This window comes from Williamsia sp. z71 (assembly GCF_059553375.1).
The window spans coordinates 705238-724209 of sequence record NZ_JCANWX010000001.1 but is presented as its reverse complement, the minus strand read 5'-3'; the positions used below and the strand labels follow the sequence as shown (position 1 = coordinate 724209).

18 protein-coding genes are annotated in these 18972 nt (G+C 65.4%); 7 read left to right on the top strand and 11 right to left on the bottom strand.

Annotation, left to right across the window (positions count from 1 at the left end):
- Window positions 1-7 precede the first annotated feature (7 nt).
- The 3 genes from AC51GR_RS03105 to AC51GR_RS03095 form a co-directional block, all read right to left on the bottom strand.
- On the bottom strand, window positions 8-1528 hold the full coding sequence (locus tag AC51GR_RS03105) for a CoA-acylating methylmalonate-semialdehyde dehydrogenase (RefSeq protein WP_496323161.1): 1521 nt from the start codon (window positions 1526-1528) through the stop codon (window positions 8-10).
- 97 nt (window positions 1529-1625) lie between these two features.
- Window positions 1626-1787 (bottom strand): DUF5302 domain-containing protein, encoded by a 162-nt coding sequence (locus tag AC51GR_RS03100; protein ID WP_496323160.1) that lies wholly within the window; start codon window positions 1785-1787, stop codon window positions 1626-1628.
- An 80-nt stretch (window positions 1788-1867) separates the two neighbouring features.
- A complete protein-coding gene (locus AC51GR_RS03095; RefSeq protein WP_496323159.1) occupies window positions 1868-2284 on the bottom strand; it encodes a toxin-antitoxin system YwqK family antitoxin in 417 nt (138 codons plus the stop codon).
- Between the two features lie 149 nt (window positions 2285-2433).
- On the opposite strand from AC51GR_RS03095, the gene AC51GR_RS03090 reads away from it, so the two are divergent.
- Together AC51GR_RS03090 and AC51GR_RS03085 are read left to right on the top strand one after the other, a co-directional pair.
- The gene (locus AC51GR_RS03090) at window positions 2434-2883 is read left to right on the top strand and encodes a flavodoxin domain-containing protein (protein ID WP_496323158.1); all 450 of its coding nucleotides are present in this window, start codon (window positions 2434-2436) and stop codon (window positions 2881-2883) included.
- An 81-nt stretch (window positions 2884-2964) separates the two neighbouring features.
- Window positions 2965-4335, top strand: coding sequence for an FAD-binding oxidoreductase (locus tag AC51GR_RS03085; RefSeq protein ID WP_496323157.1), 1371 nt, complete (start codon window positions 2965-2967; stop codon window positions 4333-4335).
- A gap of 109 nt (window positions 4336-4444) precedes the next feature.
- On the opposite strand, the gene AC51GR_RS03080 is transcribed toward AC51GR_RS03085, so the two are convergent.
- Window positions 4445-5812 carry a dihydrolipoyl dehydrogenase family protein gene (locus AC51GR_RS03080; protein ID WP_496323156.1) on the bottom strand — a complete coding sequence of 456 codons (1368 nt, stop codon included), beginning with the start codon at window positions 5810-5812 and terminating at the stop codon, window positions 4445-4447.
- 49 nt (window positions 5813-5861) lie between these two features.
- Window positions 5862-6737: a DMT family transporter gene (locus tag AC51GR_RS03075; RefSeq protein ID WP_496323155.1), complete on the bottom strand. Its 876-nt coding sequence runs from the start codon at window positions 6735-6737 to the stop codon at window positions 5862-5864.
- Between the two features lie 173 nt (window positions 6738-6910).
- Here AC51GR_RS03075 and AC51GR_RS03070 point away from each other — a divergent pair, with 173 nt between their 5' ends.
- The 3 genes from AC51GR_RS03070 to AC51GR_RS03060 all read left to right on the top strand — a co-directional run bounded on the left by AC51GR_RS03070 (window position 6911) and on the right by AC51GR_RS03060 (window position 10299).
- A complete protein-coding gene (locus AC51GR_RS03070) occupies window positions 6911-9292 on the top strand; it encodes a phosphoketolase family protein (protein ID WP_496323154.1) in 2382 nt (793 codons plus the stop codon).
- Between the two features lie 164 nt (window positions 9293-9456).
- Entirely contained in the window at window positions 9457-9771 is a 315-nt protein-coding gene (locus AC51GR_RS03065) for a hypothetical protein (RefSeq protein ID WP_496323153.1), read from the top strand.
- Between the two features lie 63 nt (window positions 9772-9834).
- Complete coding sequence (locus AC51GR_RS03060) at window positions 9835-10299, top strand: SixA phosphatase family protein (protein ID WP_496323347.1); 465 nt, start codon at window positions 9835-9837, stop codon at window positions 10297-10299.
- A gap of 19 nt (window positions 10300-10318) precedes the next feature.
- Here the strand turns inward: AC51GR_RS03060 and AC51GR_RS03055 are convergent, their stop codons facing one another.
- On the bottom strand, window positions 10319-11938 hold the full coding sequence (locus AC51GR_RS03055; protein ID WP_496323152.1) for an acyl-CoA dehydrogenase family protein: 1620 nt from the start codon (window positions 11936-11938) through the stop codon (window positions 10319-10321).
- Between the two features lie 148 nt (window positions 11939-12086).
- Here AC51GR_RS03055 and AC51GR_RS03050 point away from each other — a divergent pair, with 148 nt between their 5' ends.
- Window positions 12087-12830, top strand: a complete 744-nt coding sequence (locus AC51GR_RS03050) for a type 1 glutamine amidotransferase (protein WP_496323151.1) — start codon at window positions 12087-12089, stop codon at window positions 12828-12830.
- Here the strand turns inward: AC51GR_RS03050 and AC51GR_RS03045 are convergent.
- The 4 genes from AC51GR_RS03045 to AC51GR_RS03030 all read right to left on the bottom strand — a co-directional run bounded on the left by AC51GR_RS03045 (window position 12815) and on the right by AC51GR_RS03030 (window position 17176).
- Window positions 12815-13771 carry an esterase/lipase family protein gene (locus AC51GR_RS03045; RefSeq protein ID WP_496323150.1) on the bottom strand — a complete coding sequence of 319 codons (957 nt, stop codon included), beginning with the start codon at window positions 13769-13771 and terminating at the stop codon, window positions 12815-12817. The two genes, AC51GR_RS03050 and AC51GR_RS03045, sit on opposite strands and share 16 nt — an antisense overlap.
- Window positions 13772-13816: 45 nt before the next feature.
- A complete protein-coding gene (locus AC51GR_RS03040) occupies window positions 13817-14893 on the bottom strand; it encodes a DNA polymerase IV (RefSeq protein WP_496323149.1) in 1077 nt (358 codons plus the stop codon).
- A 74-nt stretch (window positions 14894-14967) separates the two neighbouring features.
- A complete protein-coding gene (locus AC51GR_RS03035) occupies window positions 14968-15417 on the bottom strand; it encodes a nuclear transport factor 2 family protein (RefSeq protein WP_496323148.1) in 450 nt (149 codons plus the stop codon).
- On the bottom strand, window positions 15407-17176 hold the full coding sequence (locus AC51GR_RS03030) for an N-acyl-D-amino-acid deacylase family protein (RefSeq protein ID WP_496323147.1): 1770 nt from the start codon (window positions 17174-17176) through the stop codon (window positions 15407-15409). The genes AC51GR_RS03035 and AC51GR_RS03030 overlap by 11 nt, the downstream gene beginning before the upstream one ends.
- Window positions 17177-17318: 142 nt before the next feature.
- Here AC51GR_RS03030 and AC51GR_RS03025 point away from each other — a divergent pair, with 142 nt between their 5' ends.
- Window positions 17319-17693 carry a VOC family protein gene (locus AC51GR_RS03025; RefSeq protein ID WP_496323146.1) on the top strand — a complete coding sequence of 125 codons (375 nt, stop codon included), beginning with the start codon at window positions 17319-17321 and terminating at the stop codon, window positions 17691-17693.
- Window positions 17694-17789: 96 nt separating this feature from the next.
- On the opposite strand, the gene AC51GR_RS03020 is transcribed toward AC51GR_RS03025, so the two are convergent.
- On the bottom strand, window positions 17790-18749 hold the full coding sequence (locus AC51GR_RS03020) for a hypothetical protein (RefSeq protein ID WP_496323145.1): 960 nt from the start codon (window positions 18747-18749) through the stop codon (window positions 17790-17792).
- Window positions 18750-18972: the final 223 nt, after the last annotated feature.

Below are 18972 nucleotides of genomic sequence, written 5' to 3'. Positions count from 1 at the left end.
ACCGGCCTCAGTCCATCGTCGGGATGACGAACTCGGCGCCATCCTTGATGCCCGAGGGCCAGCGGGTCGTGATCGTCTTGACCTTGGTGTAGAAGTTGATCGAGGCGGTTCCGTGCTGATTGAGATCGCCGAATCCGGAACGCTTCCAGCCACCGAAGGTGTGGTAGGCCACCGGCACCGGGATCGGCACGTTGACGCCGACCATGCCGACCTGCACCCGCGAGGTGAAGTCACGTGCGGCGTCGCCGTCCTGGGTGAAGATCGCAACACCGTTGCCGTACTCGTGGTCGGTCGGAAGGGCCAGTGCCTCTTCGTAATCGGCCGCGCGGACGATGCAGACGACGGGTCCGAAGATCTCGTCGGTGTAGATCGTCTGATCCTTCTTCACGTGATCGAAGAGGGTGGGTCCGATGAAGTAGCCCTCTTCCAGGCTCTCACCGTCGAAGGTCAGGTCGGTGGCAGCGCGCTCGCGGCCGTCGATGACCAGTTCGGCGCCGGCGTCCACACCCTGCTGGATGTAGTCCTTCACCCGCTCGAGGGCAGCCTTGGTGACCAATGGGCCGTAGTCGGCCTTGATGTCGTGGCTGTGGCCGACGCGCAGAGCGTTGACCTTGTCGATCAGCTTCTCGCGCAGGCGATTTGCGGTGGCCTCCCCGACCGGAACGGCAACCGAGATGGCCATGCAACGCTCGCCGGCGCTGCCGTAACCGGCACCGATCAGCGCGTCGACAACCTGATCGAGGTCGGCGTCGGGAAGGATGATCATGTGGTTCTTGGCGCCACCGAAGCATTGCGCGCGCTTACCGTTTGCCGCAGCGGTGGAGTAGATGTACTGCGCGATGTCAGAGCTGCCGACGAAGCCGAAGGCCTGGACGTCCTGGTGGTTCAACAGGCCGTCGACGGCCTCCTTGTCACCGTGGATGACCTGGAAGACACCGGCGGGCAGACCGGCCTCGAGGAACAATTCGGCCAGGCGGACCGGCACCGAGGGGTCACGCTCGGAGGGCTTGAGGATGAACGCGTTGCCGCAGGCGAGCGCGGGGCCGGCCTTCCACAGGGGGATCATCGCCGGGAAGTTGAACGGTGTGATGCCGGCGACCACGCCGAGCGGCTGACGGACCGAGTGCACGTCGATGCCGGTGCCGGCGCCTTCGGTGAACTCACCCTTGATCAGGTGAGGGATGCCGATGGCGAACTCGATGACCTCGACGCCGCGCTGGATGTCGCCCTTGGCGTCGGGGATGGTCTTGCCGTGCTCGATGGACAGCAGCTCGGCGAGCTCGTCCATGTTCTGGTTGACGAGGTCGACGAAGCGCATCATCACGCGAGCGCGACGCTGCGGGTTCCACGCCGCCCACACCTTCTGCGCCTGCACCGCACTGGCGACGGCGGCGTCGATGTCCGCCTGGTTGGCCATGGGAACGGTGGCCTGCACCTTGCCGGTGCTGGGATTCATCACATCAGCCGTGCGGCCGCTGGTTCCGGCGGTGCGGGCGCCGTCCACGAAGTGCTCGATCTGCCTGGTCATGGGGTCCTCACAAGTCATCTACGAACGTGTTGTCTCGATCACTATATACTAGGACTTCCTAGTAATGCGAGGGTTCGTAGATGACCTGCGGGAAGGACTACCCGGTCTTGCGGCGGAACTGGTGCGGGCCACCCTCCGGACCGTGCTGACCACCGGCTTTGGAGCCGGCGTCCTTGTGGTCTTCCGCCAGTTTGCCCTTCTGGTTCTTGCGCTCGAGGGCTTCGCGGAACTTGCGTTTGGTTTCTGAATCGGCAGTCATGCCATATCCCTTCATTGGGGTCCTCTTGCGAGCCTATCCACCGCAGAATGCGATGTCAGGCGATTTTCCTGCGGTCCGGCTCAGCCCGAGTGGGGCCGGTGAACCGTGGTGCGCTCCACCGATCCGTCCGCGGCGAAGTACTGCCACTCCCCCGTCTTCTTGCCATCTACCCGATGTCCGCGATCGATGAGGTTCCCTTCGGGACTCCATCGCTCCCAGAGACCGGTTTTCTCACCGTCGACGAAGGTCCCCTTTTGCAGCAGACCTCCGTTTTCCCGATACCAGATGCTCTCGCCGTGGAGGATGCCGAAACGATAGTTCGCCTCCCAACGGACTGTGCCGTCACGGAAGTAGTACCGCCACAGTCCTTCTCGACGACCGTTGTGGTAACTGCCGACGGAATCGCCCTTTCGCGCGTCGACTTCGCGCCACAGTCCGGTTTTGTGGCCCTTCGGGTCACGGGCATTCTCGGGCTGCTGGCCGGCGTCGGGTTTCATCCACCCAGGTTACCGAGCGTTACGGGTCGTCCATGACCACCGGACCAAATTTCGCTAGCATCACGGACTGGGTACGACCTGCCCGACGGCTGAACTGTCGCCATCAGGGGTACCCTCAGTCGGCACTGATCCACGTAGAAAGAGATGAAATGTCTGTTGTGATCCTGTACGGCAGCGAGACCGGCACGGCGGAACTCGTGTCCGATGCGATCTCCGACGTCCTGGCCGGACAGCACGATGTCTCGATGTACGACATGTCCGACTTCGCGGTCGAGGACCTCACGTCCGACGACTTCCTCGTGGTGGTCTGCTCCACCTACGGCGAAGGTGAACTGCCCACCGGCGCGGAGCCGTTCGCCGAGGCCCTCGACGACGAGAAGCCCGATCTGACCGGGCTGCGTTTCGCAGTCTTCGGACTCGGCGACAGCGTCTACGACGACACCTTCAACCGCGGCGGCGAGATCATGGCCGAGAAACTGACCGAACTCGGCGCGAGCCAGGTCGGCGAGCACGGACGCCACGACATGTCGTCGAAGGTTGCCGCAAAGGTGCAGGCCAAAGAATGGGCCGAGGGCATCACGAAGGTCATCGGTTCCTAAAGGTCGAGCTCCGCTGCGCTTCGTCTCCTCCTGAACTCCGTCTCGCCGCCCCCGTCCGGCATCGCGGATTACGCTGCGAACATGTCGACAACAACAGTGGTGGCAGACCTGGTGGCGGCGTTGCCGGACGGCGTGGTCGTCACCGATCCCGACATCGTGGCGGCCTACCGGCAGGACCGGGCCGCTGATCCCGACGCCGGGACCGCGCTCGCCGTGGTCCGGGCGACCAGCACCGCCGACGTCCAGGCCACTGTCCGGTGGTGCGCGGAACATCAGATCCCGGTGATCCCGCGGGGCGCCGGAACAGGGCTGTCCGGCGGCGCCACGGCATTGTCCGGTGGCATCGTGCTGACCACCGAGAAGATGCGCGACATCACCGTCGACCCGGTGACCCGGACCGCGATCTGCCAGCCCGGTCTGCTCAACGCCGAGGTGAAGGCCGCGGTCAGGGAGCACGGACTCTGGTATCCGCCGGACCCCTCGTCCTTCGAGACCTGCTCCATCGGCGGCAACGCCGCCACCAACGCCGGCGGCCTGTGCTGTGTCAAGTACGGCGTCACCGGCGACTACGTCCTCGGCCTCGAAGTGGTCCTCGCCGACAGTCGCGCCGTCCGGCTCGGCGGACCTCGACTCAAAGACACCGCCGGGCTGTCACTGACCAAACTGTTCGTCGGCAGCGAGGGCACCCTGGGCATCATCACCGAGGTCACCCTGCGCCTGTTGCCGCCACAACCGCCCGCCTCCACGGTGGTGGCGTCGTTCACATCGGTCCATGCCGCATCGAAGGCGGTACTGGCCATCACCTCCACCATCCGCCCGGCAATGCTCGAGTTCATGGACAAGGTGGCGATCAACGCCGTCGAAGATCACCTCAGGATGGGCCTGGACCGCAGCGCCGGAGCATTGCTGGTCGCCCAATCCGACGCACCGGGTACGGCTGCGGCCGCCGAGGTCGCCGTCATGGAACAGGCGTTCACCGACTGCGGGGCCACCGAGGTGTTCTCCACCACCGACCCCGACGAGGGTGAGGCATTCACCGCCGCCCGCCGCTTTGCGATCCCCGCCATCGAGAAGATCGGCCCACTGCTCCTCGAAGATGTGGGCGTACCGCTGCACAGGCTGCCCGATCTGATCGACGGCATCGAGGCGATCGCCGCCAACCGCCGGGTGCTCATCTCGGTGATCGCACACGCCGGCGACGGCAACACCCATCCGCTGATCGTGCACGACCCCACCGACGCCGACGAGACGGCCCGGGCCAATGCCGCGTTCGGAGAGGTGATGGACCTGGCAATTGCGTTGGGCGGCACCATCACCGGCGAGCACGGCGTCGGCAGGCTCAAGAAGGGCTGGCTGCCGAATCAGCTCGGCGACGACGTCATCGAACTGACCCGGCGCATCAAGGACACCCTCGATCCACTCGGCATCCTCAATCCCGGAACCATGCTGTAAAGCTCGACCCCCCGCTCGAATTCGCGCCACTTACCTGCGTTCGCGCCGGTTGCAACCGGCGCGAACGCAGGTAAGTGGCGCGAACTTTGGGGGTTGGGGCCGCCCGGCGTCAGGTGTCGGACGACGACTCCAGCAGCCGCAGCCACACCTCACTCACCGACGGATACGACGGGACCGCATGCCACAGGGTGGCGATCGGTACCCGCCCGACGATCGCGATGGTCGCGGCGTGGAGCAGTTCGTCGACCTCGGGTCCGGCAAACGTGGCACCGACGATGACGTCGGCCCGTCGGTCGATCACCAGCCGGGCCCGCCCGGAGGCGTCGTCACGCAGCAACCCGAATCCGGCGACCGACGACATGTCGACGTCGGCGAGCTTCACGTCGATTCCCTTGGCGTTCGCCTCCCGTTCGGTCAGCCCGACGCTCGCCACCTGCGGGTCGGTGAACACCACCTGCGGGACCGGCACGTCGACGGGCACCGGAGGCGGGATCCGGTTCTCGGCGTGGGCGGCGATGGCGTGACCGACATTGCGGGCCTGGTACTTACCCCAATGTGTCAGCGCCGGACCGCCACTGGCATCGCCCACCCAATAGAGCCACGACGCATCCTCGTTGACCGAATCAAGGCCGATACCCTTACGCGCCGGCGCTCTGCCGGTGGCCACCAAGATCTCGTCGGCCGTGATCGACTCGCCGTCGACCACAACGGTCACCGCGTCGCCATGGATCCGGCCGACCCCGGTATCGGCCGCGACGGGCCGGGCCACCTCGGTCACCTCCACGTTGCGACGAACATCCACGCCGCTGTTGATCAAGCCCTGCGCGACGAGTTCACCGGCAAACGGCTCGGACTTTCCGAGCAGCGGACCCCGGGCCAGCAGCGTGACCTCGGTGCCGAGCGCGGCCATCCACGTCGCGGCTTCACAGGCGACGACACCGCCACCGACGACGATCAGCGACGCCGGGATCTCCCGGACACCGGTGGCATCGCGGGATGTCCAGGGGTACGCCGAGGCGTAGATGCTCGGGATGACGGGGGTGCTCCCGGTGGCGACGACAACGGCCTCCCGCGCCTTGATGGTCTTGCTGCGCCCGCCGTTGTCGACCTCGACCGTGCGCTTGCCCCGCAGGATCCCGTGACCCCGGACGACGTCGATGCCCAGGCCCTGGGCCCACTCCACCTGGCCCTCGTCCTCGTAGTCTTTCACCCACTCGTCACGGCGGCGCATCAGTTCTTCGGGAAGGATCTTCTTCCCGACCTTGATGCCGGCGAGGTGACGGGCAGCGGCGTGGACGGCGACCGGCCGAAGCATCGCTTTGCTGGGCATACAGGCCCAGTAGGAACATTCACCGCCGAGGAGTTCGTGCTCGATGATCACCGCGGTGCGGGACGATCCGGCGACCGCATATTGCGCCGCGACCTCCCCGGCCGGGCCGCCACCGATCACCACGACGTCGTACTCGGTCTCTGCCATCACCCCACCTTGCCACTGTGGGCGAACGTGTTCCAGACCTGCGGATCACTCAGTCGGGTGCGCTGCCCCCGGAGGCGGGCGCAGGTCTCTTCACCAGGTCGACTTCGAACTCGGTCTCGCGTTCGGCGGCGTGCCGCGCCAACACGAACACCGCGCGGAGCATCGTCACCAGTGCGACCCCGGCGACAACACCCTCGATCCAGTTGACATCGATCCGCTCGCCGAGGATCAGCACGCCCATCGCCATGGCGACCGCGGGCTCCCACACCGTCATCGCCGGGAACGACGTCTGCAGGTCGTGGGCCGCGAACGCCAGCTGCTGGGTGACCACCGACCCGGAGGCGACGAGCAGGATCAGATAGAGCTCCGGATGGATCAGGATCTCGACGAAACCGTCCTCGAGCTGAGTCATCACACCTTTGAGCAGGAATGCCTGCACGCCGGTGAGCAGGCCAGAGGCGGAGCCCAACAGCAGCGCCCGATGGTGGGAAGAGACGAACTTCGAAGCCACGACCAATGCGGCCAGGACGGCGATCACCACCACGATCGTGCCGGCGAGTGTCCCCGCCGAGACGTGGCCCAGGCCCGCTTCCGGCTGCGCGATCACCACGAAGGCGGCAATGCAAACCGTCAGGATGATGCCCCATTTCCACTCGTGGAAATTGAGGCGCCGATGGTCGAGGTAGGCCTCCATGGGCAATGCGAACAGGACCGACAGGACGATCAGCGGCTGCACCAACAGCAGCGATCCCATCCCGAGCGCCGCGGCCTGCAGGGCGAACCCGCCGGCCGCGATCACCACCCCCAGCCACCACCGTTTGGTGATGCCACCCGATGGGGTGGACGAGCGCTGGCGCACGAGAGTCCCGCTGGCGACGAGCAAGGCCGAGAGCGTCGCCAACAGCGCCGGGAGGAACAAATGCACGGTCCCGACATTACTTGCCGACAGTGGGAGAAAGCTGAGAGCGACGGCCCCTTGTGAGCCAATCGGCAACAACGTCAGGATGAACTCCGTGCATCTGGGTACTCGTCACCCTGCGACCGTCGCCGTGGCGGCTGATAATCGAGTAGCCCTGTCCGTATCAGAGAGGTGCCACCATGTCCTTGGCCGACTACACCGAATCCGAACTCGACCTCGACCTGCGCTGGTGGGACGCCGCCAACTATCTGACCGTCGCGCAAATCTACTTGCAGGACAACGTCTTGTTGCGGGAGCCGCTCAAGACCGATCACATCAAGCCGCGTCTTTTGGGACACTGGGGCACCAGCCCCGGACTCTCGGCGATCTACACACTGCTCAATCGCCGGATCCGGGACACCGGATCGAAGTGGCTGTACATCACCGGGCCCGGCCACGGTGGCCCGGCATTGGTGGCGTCGACGTACCTCGAAGGCACGTACAGCGAGATCTATCCGCACATCTCCCGCGACTCGGACGGCGTGCAGGCCCTGTGCCGGCAGTTCTCGACACCGGGCGGCGTCCCGAGTCACGTCAGCGTCCAGACGCCCGGCTCGATCCATGAAGGCGGCGAACTCGGATACGCGTTGATCCACGCCGCGGGCGCGGCGTTCGACAACCCCGAACTGGTCGTCGCCTGTGTGGTCGGTGACGGCGAGGCCGAGACGGGTCCGTTGTCGGGGTCGTGGAAGATCCCGGCCTTCCTGAATCCGGTGCGCGACGGCGCGGTGCTCCCGATCCTGCATCTCAACGGCGCCAAGATCGCCGCGCCCACCGTGCTCGGCCGGACCAGCGATCGCGACATCGAGGCCTATCTGTCCGGGCAGGGCTGGGCGCCGGTGTTCGTCGAGGGCCACGATCCGCGCCAGGTGTTCACCGACCTCGCCCGGGCACTGACCGACGCCCACGACGAGATCGCGAACATCCAGGCCGACGCGCGCACCGGGGTGCCCAGCGGCAACAAGTGGCCGGCCATCGTGCTTCGGACACCCAAGGGATGGACCGGTCCGCACACGGTCGACGGCAAACTGATCGAGGGCACCCATTGGAGCCATCAGGTTCCGCTCTCCGGTGTGCGCGAGAATCCCGAACACCTTGCGCTCCTTGAGGAGTGGCTTCGTAAATACCGTCCGGACGAACTGTTCGACGCAGACGGGACACTCGTTCGCGAGCTCGCCGAACTGGCCCCGACGGGCGACCTGCGGATGGGTGCGACCCCGTACGCCAATGGTGGCCGCAATCTCGTCCCGCTGAGGATTCCCCCGCTCGAGTCGTATGCGTTGCAGATCGATGCCCCCGGCGCCACGTCGTACGAGACCACCAAGGTTCTCGGTGAGCTGATGCGCGACATCTATCGCGACAACTCCACCGCCGACCACGGCGGCAACTTCCGGCTGTTCAGTCCGGACGAGACCGCGTCGAACCGTCTGCAGGCCGTCTTCGAGGAGACCGACCGGTGCTGGCAACTACCGCGCACCGAATACGACGATGGGCTCTCACCCGAAGGCCGGGTCATGGAGGTGCTCAGCGAGCATCTCTGTCAGGGCTGGCTGGAGGGCTACCTGCTGACCGGCCGCCACGGTCTGTTCGCCACCTATGAGGCGTTCGCGATGGTCAGTGTGTCGATGCTGGTCCAGCACGCCAAGTGGCTGCAGCATGCGGCGGCGCTGCCATGGCGCGAACCGGTGGCGTCGTTGAACGTCCTGCTCACCAGCACCTGCTGGCGCAATGACCACAACGGCTTCAGCCATCAGGGCCCCGGCATGATCGACGCCGTCATCCCGCTCTCGCCCGAGGTGGTCCGGGTCTGGTTGCCGCCGGACTCCAACACGTTGCTGTCGGTGGCCGATCACTGCTTCCGCAGCAAGGACCACGTGAATGTGCTGGTCGTCGACAAGCAGTCCCATCCGCAGTACCTGACCCTCGAGCAGGCCAATGAGCACTGCGCCGCCGGGGCCTCGATCTGGGAATGGGCCGGCACCGAGACCTCCACGGTGGGCGTCGACGGCGAACCCGACATCGTGCTGGCCTCCGCCGGCGACGTACCGACCCAGGAGATCCTCGCCGCGGCCCACCTGCTGCGGGAATGGGTGCCGTGGCTGCGCGTCCGGATGGTGAACGTCATCGACCTGATGGTGCTCCTGCCCCAGAACGATCACCCGCACGGCCTGCCCGAACAGGCCTTCATCGACCTGTTCACCGCCGACACCCACGTCGTCTTCGCGTTCCACGGATACCCGCGCGCAATTCACCAACAACTCCACGGACGCACCAACGCCGAGCGTTTCCACGTCCGCGGGTTCAACGAACAGGGCACCACCACAACGCCTTTCGACATGGTGGTGCTCAACAAGATGAGCCGTTACCACCTGGTGCTCGAAGCGCTGCGGCGCACCAGGCGGGTGCCGGAGAAGACTGCCGAGCTCGCCGAGTTCTGCCAGGCCCAACTGCAGCGACACCACGACTACGTCCGCGAACACTTCGAGGACATGCCGGAGATCCGCGAGTGGCAGTGGTCCTGAGTCGCTCGACGGAGCGGCCTCGGCGACGAGGGCGCCGGATCTGCGGCCCCGCGCCATCGCCCGAACCTACCTCGCGGTCCGACCGCCACGATCATTCCATCCGGAAACATGCTGGTCGGCGCGCCGACTGGCCGTTGTCCGAAAAGTAGGGCACCCTGGATCAGGTGAGTGGCCTTTCCGCATCGACGCGAGCGATGCTTCGTGATGACCTGGAGCGGCTGATGACGCTGAGCCGAGACCAGATCGAATGGGCGTGCTCCGACACCACCGCACTGGCCGAGCTCATCGGATTCGGATTCGACGAGGTTGTCGAGCTGCGGGAGAACGCCGAACTCGAATGGCTTCGCGGCCACCCCGAGTGCGCACAACACCTCGAACAAGAAGCCTCCGCCTGGAACGCCACGGTGCGACTTCTCCGTACCGCGCTGGCGCAGTCCCGCAGTGCGGCGGGCACCGGTCGGCATCGCCGCACGGCCTGATCGTCTCCGGATTTCCTTGACCGGCGGGCTACCGTCGAACCTGTGAGTCGAACACTGATCCTGATGCGGCACGGCAAATCGGACTATCCCGACGGCGTGATGGACCATGAACGCCCCCTGGCCGAACGTGGCCGTCGAGAGGCTGCACTGGCCGGCCGGTGGATGGTCGACTCCGGGCTTCGCGTCGACCACGTGCTGTGCTCCACCGCCACCAGGACCCGGCAGACACTGGAACGTACCGGCATCAGCGCCCCGACCACTTACGTCGAAGAGATCTACGGCGGCGATTCCGACGACGTCTGCGAGGCCATCCGGATCTACGTCCCGGCCGGTGCCGAGACGGTCCTGGTGGTCGGGCACGAGCCGGGTATGCCGGCGACCGCGGTCGCACTCGACCCCGACGCACCCATCCCGCGGTTTCCGACCTCGGCGTACGCGGTGCTCAGCATCGAGACCCCCTGGGGCGAGATCGGATTGACGCCGAATCCCGGCAATCGCATGGTCAAGATGGTGATTCCGCGGGATTGACCGGCGCTCGGGTCGGGCCCTACCCGACCTGGGCGCGTTCCAGGATCGGCGCGAGGTCCAGTCCTTCCGGCAGGGTTCCGTACGCCCCGGCCCAGTCACCACCGAGTCGCGTGGCGGCGAAGGCTTCCGCCACGGTCGGGTGTCCGTGCCGCAGCAGCAGGGATCCCTGCAGCGCAATGCATATCGACTCCGCGATACGGCGCGCGGTGGGTTCTGCGGCGGTGACCAGCTGCTTCTTCAACGCGGCCAGGTACGTGTCGTACCTGTCGTCGAGTCCGGTCGCGCGGTCCAATTCGTCGAACAGAGCGTCCACCGACTTCGGAGCGGTGGCCATGGCGCGCAACGTGTCGAGTGCACTGACGTTGCCGCTGCCCTCCCAGATCCCGTACAGCGGGGCCTCCCGATACAGCCGCGGCATCCCCGAGTCCTCGACATAGCCATTGCCACCAAGGCATTCCATCGACTCGGCCACGTGGGCGGTGGCCCGTTTGCACAGCCAGTACTTGGTGGCCGGGAGTCCGATCCGCCGCAGCAACGTCTCGGTGTCGTCACCGCGTTCGGCGGCATCGGTGGCACCGGCCATCCGCATCGACACCATCGTCGCGGCCTCGGACTCGATGGCCAGGTCGGCGAGCACGTTGCGCATCAGGGGCTGGTCGATCAGATACTCACCGAACACCTTCCGGTGCCGGGCGTGATGGATCGCCTGCGTGAGACCCTGCCGCATGTTGCCTGCACTGGCCAGCGCACAGTCGAGTCTGGTCAGGTTCACCATCTCGATGATGGTCCGTACGCCGCGGCCCTCGTCCCCGACCAGCCACGCGATGGCACCGTCGTACTCCACCTCCGACGACGCGTTCGCGTGGTTGCCCAGCTTGGTCTTGAGCCGCTGCAGCCGCATTCGGTTGCGCGTGCCGTCCGGCAGCACCCGCGGCAGGAAAAAGCACGACAGCCCGCCCGGCGCCTGGGCGAGTACCAGGAACACATCGGACATCGGCGCCGAGGTGAACCACTTGTGCCCGGTCAAGGTGTAGCTGCCATCCGAATTGGGCTGCGCGCTGGTCTGATTGGCCCGCACGTCGGAGCCGCCCTGCTTTTCCGTCATCGACATCCCGGCGATCAGACCCGCCTTGCCCGACGGAACCGACAGCGTCGGGTCATAGCTGCGCGAGCTCAGCAGCGGCTCGTAGATCGCGGCGAGCTCAGGATTGTGACGGAGCGCCGGAACCACCGCATAGGTCATCGAAATCGGGCAGACGTGGCCGGCTTCGACATTCCAGACACCGAGTTTGGCGGCGCGCACCACATGGGCACCGGCCCGGGCGTCGGCCCACGGCGCACCGTGCAACCCGTGCCCGACCGCCACCTCCATCAACTGGTGGTAGGCGGGATCGTATTCGACCTCGTCGATGCGATATCCGTACCGGTCGTGGGTCCGCAGCACCGGTTCATTGCGATCCGCGAGTTCACCCCATCTCTGCGCCTGCGCCGTTGCGGCGATGGCACCGAGGGCCGTGACCTCGTCGGCACCCCACGCGCCACCTTCTCGAACCAGCGACTCCGACAGCGCGGGGCTGGTCGCCGGGTTGTATCCGACCAGCGGCGGAACCTGATTGAACACTTCATGTGTATCGACCATCACACCATCGTCCCACTCACCGAATGGTGCGTTCTCCGAACCCTTCGACGTCGCTATTGTCTGATTGGCACGGGTTTACGTCCGGGCGCGGCAGGCCGACGTTGCCGCCATACTGGACGTACGCAACCAGCGACCAGGAGTACAGCAGGTGAAGCTTTCAGCATCCACGGCGACAGTCGACGCAGACACCGGTCCGGCTCGAGCATTGTTCCTGGTCCATGACAACGACACCGACCGCGGGATCGCCGACACCGGAACGCTCCGCGAGCATGTCGCCGAGCGCGGATATGAATACGACATCGTTCACCCGGCGGATGAGTTCCCCGATGTGACCGAATACGAGTTCGTGATCATCATGGGTTCGGCGGAGTCGGCATACGACGATTCGGTTCCGTGGCTCGCCGCCGAGATCGCCTACCTGCGTTCGGCTCTGGCCGCCAACATACCGATCTTCGGGGTCTGCTTCGGTGGACAGCTACTGGCCCGGGTCCTCGGCGGCAAGGTCAAACGTTCCGAGATGCCCGAACACGGATACGTCATGATGGACACCGTCGCACCGGATCTGGTGTCCCGCGGCCCGTGGATGCAGATGCACTTCGACCGATTCACGCTGCCACCCGGAGCCCGCGAAATCGCCCGCAACGGCGCCGCACTGCAAGCCTTCACATTCGGCAGAAACCTGGGCGTTCAGTTCCATCCGGAGATCTCACCGGCGGTCTGGGCGACCTGGCAGGCCGGCTGGGCCGCCGCCCGCGAGGGACAGCTGGTGGTCGAACGAGGGATCGACCTGCAAAGGATCACGGCCGAGATCTCCGCGCGCGCCGACGAGTCCCGGCGAAACTGCGGGATCCTCCTCGACGCGTTCCTGTCCCTCGCTCACGCGCCCGTGTAGGGCGGCACCGCCAAACAGGGCACCGCGCGGGAGTTGGCCGGGTCCAGTGCATTGAGGACCATGGCCGCCGAACGCTGGTTGGAGACGATCGAGAGATGATCGGACCGGTCAGCCGAACAGGTGTCCTGGACAACGATATTCGTCACGTCGATACCGTCCGGGCCGTCGAGGATCCCGCTCGTGTACGGCGTCACCAGCTGGTCGTACCGGGTGACGATGTTGGTGTAGGTGATGCCCTCGACATACGGTCCCCCACCGGCAATGATGGCCGCTTCGAAGGACTCATCCCCCGGTGCGGCAATGCAGTCGGGGCAGTCGGTGTCCGGGATTGCGATCGGCGGCAGGCCCAGACCCTCGACGAACACGGAAGTGATGTCCGACCAACCCGATCCGTCGTCGGACCCCTGCCAGTACGGCGCCAACGACACATACCTGTCGATCTTGGGCGCACCGCCGTAGTACTTCGCCCAGTACGTCGGGATCTGGGTACCCTGCGAATGACCCACGATGTCAACCTTTTTCGCACCGGTTTTCGCGAGCACGTTGTCGACGAACACCTTGAGCTGCCAGGCACTGACATCCTTCGGGCCGAGTCCACCGACCCGGGACGCCGGCCACACCGACGACAACTCCCCATAGGTCGGCGCGAAGACGCAATAGCCCTCGTTCTTCAGTACTGGGACCATCGATATCCAGTTGGTCTGCTGACTGCCGGCGGTTCCGTGCACGAGCACCACCGGATTCGGATGCTCGGCCGAAGGCTTACAGCTGTAGTCGTTCGATCCGGGCAACGATCCACCCGGGTTCGCGAGTTCGGCAGGAATGCCGGCCAGGAAGTTGTAGGTCACCGGCAAGGGGGCGGCCTGCGCGGCCGGCGCCACACCGAGCCCGATCACCAGCAGGATTGTTGTGACCAGCACCGATCGAAACGTCCACCGCATTGCTTTGTCCCTTCGCGTTCTGGCCTTGAAGCTAGCACTGAACGCTCAGTTCTCGGCAGGCATCAGCAGATCAAAGCGCACCCCGAGCAAGCGGATGGGACGATCGAGTTCGAACTTGTGCAGGACGTCGAGCATCTCGGCTTCCAGAACCGCCGGATCGGTGGTGGGCGCCGGCAACTTGTGCGACTTCGTGCGGGTGTAGAAGGTCTTGGTGCGCACCGTCACCGCCACCCGAAACGGTATGCGCTGCTCGACGATCACCTGGTCCAGCAGTTCCCGGGTGAGACGCCGGACGGCGTCGTCGATCTCTGCGGGATCGGTGAGGTCGGCCGGAAATGTCTCGACCTTGCTGTGCGAGCGGGCGATGAACGGTTCGGTGCTGACGTTGATGTCACCACCCCCACGCGAGAGCAGGTTCAGCCAGTTGCCCAGATGCGGGCCGAATTCTGCGATCAGGTGGCCGCGGTCCTCGGCCGCCAACTGCGCCACCGTCATGATGCCCAGCTTCTCGAGCTTGGCTGTCGTCTTCGGCCCCACGCTCCACAGATCACCGACACCCCGCTCCCCCATGATCGGCATCCAGTTCTGGCTGTCCAGCGAAAAGACATGCTCCGGCTCACGTTTGGCAAACCCGGTGGCCATCTTGGCCCGCTGCTTGTTGTCGCTGATGCCCACGGCCGACGACAGCTGGTTGTCGTCGAGGATGCGCCGGCGGATCGACCCGGCGAGCTCGCGGAGGTCGACGTCGGTGTCGTCGACCGGAACCCCGAGGAATGCCTCATCCCAGCCGATCACCTCGACGGGATACCCGAAACTTCGCAGCGTCGACATCACCTCATCGGAGGCCACGTCGTACGACGGGTGATCCAGCGGGAGGTAGATGGCCTCCGGCATCTTGCGGAACGCTGATCGCAGCGGCATCCCGGCCCGAACCCCGAGGTCACGGGCTTCGTAGGACGCACAGGTGACGACCTTGCGCGGCTCCATCGGATCGCCGGTGCCCCCGACGATCACCGGAACACCGACCAGATCAGGGTTCCGGCGGCGCTCCACCGAGACCTGGAACTGATCCAGGTCGACGTGCATGATCGCTCGGAAACGGCGAACCGGAGGCGTTGTCATCCCTGCCGACAATATGACAGAACGAGGTCAGGCGCCCGGAAAGGCCAGCCCGTGTTACTGAGGCCCGGTCGCCATCAGATCTGTCCGGTGGCGTCGTACATCCAGGACATGTCGGAGGCGGCCAGCTTTTCCATCCAGTCCGGCGGAGCCGTCGATGCCAACCCGCCGAAGTCCCAGTAGTCCTTCCATCGGGTGATCTTGCCGCCCGACACCTTGTGAACGGTCACAAATGCCAGCGTCGCGGACTCGCCGGTGGGCCAGGTCCAGGTCTCGCTGTGCTCGTACATCACGTCGGGGCCGCTGGAGATCAGGAGACCGTCGTGGTTGATGTAGTCGGACAGCGGTTCCAAGCCCACCTTGAGCCGCTTGACGATGTCGTCGGGCCCACGCGCCGCAGCGGCGGGCCCCAGCGGCATGTCGACGTAGATGCAGTCGTCGGACACAAACCCCTTGACCCCCTCCCAGTCCCGCTTGCTCAATGCTGCCCAGAGACCCAGGACCGCGGACTTGTTGTCATCTGACACGCTCGTACCTCTTTTCAGTAGTTCTCGCGGGTAGGAAACGGCCGAACCTCTTGTGCCCGAGTGCATCTGCCGGTCGGTCACCGGTGAACACCGTCTCCCCATTGACCATGACGGTGCGGACGGTGCGCTCGTTGCGGTTGACCATCCGCGAGAGCCCTCCGAACTGTTCGACCTCGGCCTCCCGATAGTCCTCGAGCGATGCGTCGAGATACTCGGGGTCGAGTAGGAACAGATCGGCCCGATCACCGACGCGCAGGTGCCCGGCGTCGATCCCGTACCAGTCGGCGAGCTCGCCGGTCAGCCGGTGAACCGCGTGCTCGACGGTCATGAACGGCGCACCGGCCTCGGCGGCGGTGTGTACGTGCCGAAGCAGTCGCAGTCCGAAGTTGTAGAACGCCATGCTCCGCAGGTGCGCCCCTGCGTCGGAGAACCCGATCTGGATCCCGGGTTCCTTCGCGAGCTTTTTGAGGAGCTCGGGCCGATGGTTGGAAATGGTGGTGCGCCAACGGACTTTCGTCCCGTGCTCGAGAAGGAGGTCGAGGTAGGCGTCGACCGGGTGCAGCCCGCCGCGGTCGAGTCCGACCTGGCCGAAGGTCTTTCCGACCACGACGCTGTCCGGGCACTCGACGATTTCGGCGTCGAAGAAATCCCGATGCCAGACCCGTGGTCCGTACTTCTTGTCGTAGTCCTTACGGAACGCGCGGCGGTAATTCTCATCGCGCATCAGCTCATTGCGATCGATCTCGCCCTGCAGGTGCAGCGCCGCCGCTCCGGACCCGAATTCCTCGAACACGGCGAGTTCCATACCGTCGGCGTACACCTCGAACGGGACGGGCAGATGCTGCCACCGGAAATCGCCGCCGAGCCGGTTGACGCCCCTCGCGATGGGACCCATTGCGTGGATCACCTCTGGACGTGCCTTGATGTCGGCCGCAGACAGCAGGCTCGTCTTCAGTCTTGGGCGCCCCCAACCCAGGGACGTCAGCACCTGCGACAGCACGTTGAGCGGCCGGGAGATGTCCGGGCCGGACTGCAGCACTCTCGCCCTTTTCCGCAGGATCGCGTTGAGCCTCCGCAATTCCCGCCGCTTCGCGTACGTGGACGGGAGCGTGCGGGACCGGCAGAGCACGCCGTCGAGTTTGTCGAAGAGGAGCTGCTGCGAGGACAACCCCAAAAAGCCCGCATCCAACGCCTCGGTGAGCATGGTTTCCATTCGGAGTTGCTCGGCAGGCGTGGGCGTGACATCGCCTCGGGTGGCGCGGTCGAGGCCCATGGTCGCGGCGCGGATATCGGAGTGCCCGATGAACGCCGCGACGTTGGGGCCCAGGGCGAGAGACTCGAGCGCCTCGACATACTCGCCCGCGGTCCGCCAGGTTCGGTGTTGCTCGATGTTCGAGATGACGTGCTGCCGCGGGATCGCCTCGACCCGCCCGAACAGGTCACCGGCAACCTCGGCGTCCACGTGGATCGTCGACAGCGAGCAGGAACCCAGCAGCACCGTGGTGACGCCGTGGCGCAACGATTCGCTCAACGCCGGACCGCCGAGTACCTCCACGTCATAGTGCGTGTGGATGTCGACCATCCCGGGCAGGACCCACAAACCCGTTGCGTCGATGACGTCGGAGCAACCGTCGGCCTCCAGAGATTCAGCGGAGATCTCGACGATGCGGCCATCACGGATCCCGATGTCACGGATCTCTGACGCGCGGCCGGTGCCGTCGAACCACCGCCCGCGACGGATCACGATGTCGTAGGTCATGGACGGATTACAACCCAGGCCGGCGAGTCACGTCAGCCGATTCACCAAGCTGGTAACCGTCAACCTCAACGGACCAAATCTGTCCTGGATTGCTGGGACACTGAGGTCAGCCCACAGTGAACCCACAACCAGAGGAACCGTCATGAACTGGACACTCGAAGTGATCACGCTGCCGGTCACCGACGTCGACCGCGCCCGGGACTTCTACAAGAAGATCGGATTCAAACTCGACCACGACCAGACGGTGTCCGACGACATCCGTTTTGTGCAGATGACCCCACCGGGATCGGACTGCTCCATCGCCTTCGGCAAAGGTCTCATCGATTCCGAACCCGGATCGGTGAAAGGCCTGCAGGTCTGCGTCACCGACATCAACGAGGCGAGGGACCATCTGCTATCGGTGGGCGTCGATCCCGGCGAAGTGGACATCCAGACCTGGGGCCACTTCGTCTACTTCGCCGATCCCGACGGTAACTCCTGGAATGTCCAGTACCTGCCCTCTCGCGACGACACCTGACCCTGACCCCCTCCCCCACCCCAAATTCGCGCCACTTGCCTGCGTTCGCGCCAGTTGCAACAGGCGCGGACGCGGGTAAGTGGCGCGAATTCGGGATCAGGCAGCAGCCATCAGGCCATGCGCGGTCAGCGCCTCCACCAAGATCCGGTGCAGGCGTCCCGGCTTCTCCAGATCGCTCCAGTTCCAGCGCACGACGACGACCCCTAAGCGACGCAGCCTCTGCTCACGCCACTTCTCCCGCTCGTACGCCTGCTCGGTCGTTTCACCGGGACGCAGGTAGCGGATGTACTTTGCGTAGCCGTCGAACTCACCGGCCACCAGAGAACCCCAATCGAAATCGGTGCGGGCCACGAACGTTCCATCCGGGGTCGAGAACCTGTGCTGCAGACGTGGAACCGGTATGTCGCCGAAGCTCAACATCAAAGCGCGAGAGAGGGATTCACCGACGCTCTCGGACTTCCCGTCGGCCACCGCGAGCGCTGCGCGAGCAATCGAGACGCCGGTCCTGCCTGCGCTGCGTCGTAAAACGGTCTCGAGTTCGGATCGCGACACCCCCGCGTACATCGCGCCGTCGAGCACACACACCGCCTGGAAGAACGTCCCGGAGCGCGCGACATCGATTGCCGTCCTCGCCGGCGAGGTCATCAGGAACTCACCAACCGTGACCACCTCGTCTGGCTCCCACTTCGCCCCGTGCACGACACATGCCCGGCCCTTCCGGTGGCCTCCTCCGATTCGGTTTGCCGTGAAGTGGACCCGGGATCGGTCACCGTTGAGCGCCGGGAGTCCATGCAGGACTGCGGCAGACCAGTGACTGATCGCCTTGCCCGGCTCACCGTTGTCGGCAGCCGCAAGGACCTGCCGCCGGTAGATCTCCGTTTCGCGGGCAAACTGATCGAGCGCAGCCAGGTCTGAGGTGAAAGTGTAGAAACCGCGGTACAAACGACGCATCTCACCTGTCTTGACGCGGGTGGCCAGCTGCCGATCGAGTTCGCCGATCTGGACTGCATCACGGCGACGGACGAGGTTGGGGTCTTCGATGTTGGGTTCGCTCATGCACCGACATTCAGCGGCGGCACCGACCGAACTCACGCTCCCATGACGCTCGGACGCCCGGCCTGTGGATCAGCGCCGCTGCTGTGCACATCCAAATTCGCGCCACTTGCCGACGTTCGCGCCGGTTGCAACCGGCGCGCACGCAGGTAAGTGGCGCGAATCTGTCAGTGGGCAACAAAAAGCGGGCGCCCCCTCGAAAGGGAGCGCCCGCCTTTGTAGCGTT

Coding starts and splice junctions, on each gene's coding strand:
- AC51GR_RS03105 (WP_496323161.1), bottom strand. CDS start 1,528: ATGACCAGGCAGATCGAGCACTTCGTGGACGGCGCCCGCACCGCCGGA.
- AC51GR_RS03100 (WP_496323160.1), bottom strand. CDS start 1,787: ATGACTGCCGATTCAGAAACCAAACGCAAGTTCCGCGAAGCCCTCGAG.
- AC51GR_RS03095 (WP_496323159.1), bottom strand. CDS start 2,284: ATGAAACCCGACGCCGGCCAGCAGCCCGAGAATGCCCGTGACCCGAAG.
- AC51GR_RS03090 (WP_496323158.1), top strand. CDS start 2,434: ATGTCTGTTGTGATCCTGTACGGCAGCGAGACCGGCACGGCGGAACTC.
- AC51GR_RS03085 (WP_496323157.1), top strand. CDS start 2,965: ATGTCGACAACAACAGTGGTGGCAGACCTGGTGGCGGCGTTGCCGGAC.
- AC51GR_RS03080 (WP_496323156.1), bottom strand. CDS start 5,812: ATGGCAGAGACCGAGTACGACGTCGTGGTGATCGGTGGCGGCCCGGCC.
- AC51GR_RS03070 (WP_496323154.1), top strand. CDS start 6,911: ATGTCCTTGGCCGACTACACCGAATCCGAACTCGACCTCGACCTGCGC.
- AC51GR_RS03060 (WP_496323347.1), top strand. CDS start 9,835: ATGCGGCACGGCAAATCGGACTATCCCGACGGCGTGATGGACCATGAA.
- AC51GR_RS03055 (WP_496323152.1), bottom strand. CDS start 11,938: ATGGTCGATACACATGAAGTGTTCAATCAGGTTCCGCCGCTGGTCGGA.
- AC51GR_RS03045 (WP_496323150.1), bottom strand. CDS start 13,771: ATGCGGTGGACGTTTCGATCGGTGCTGGTCACAACAATCCTGCTGGTG.
- AC51GR_RS03040 (WP_496323149.1), bottom strand. CDS start 14,893: ATGACAACGCCTCCGGTTCGCCGTTTCCGAGCGATCATGCACGTCGAC.
- AC51GR_RS03030 (WP_496323147.1), bottom strand. CDS start 17,176: ATGACCTACGACATCGTGATCCGTCGCGGGCGGTGGTTCGACGGCACC.
- AC51GR_RS03025 (WP_496323146.1), top strand. CDS start 17,319: ATGAACTGGACACTCGAAGTGATCACGCTGCCGGTCACCGACGTCGAC.
- AC51GR_RS03020 (WP_496323145.1), bottom strand. CDS start 18,749: ATGAGCGAACCCAACATCGAAGACCCCAACCTCGTCCGTCGCCGTGAT.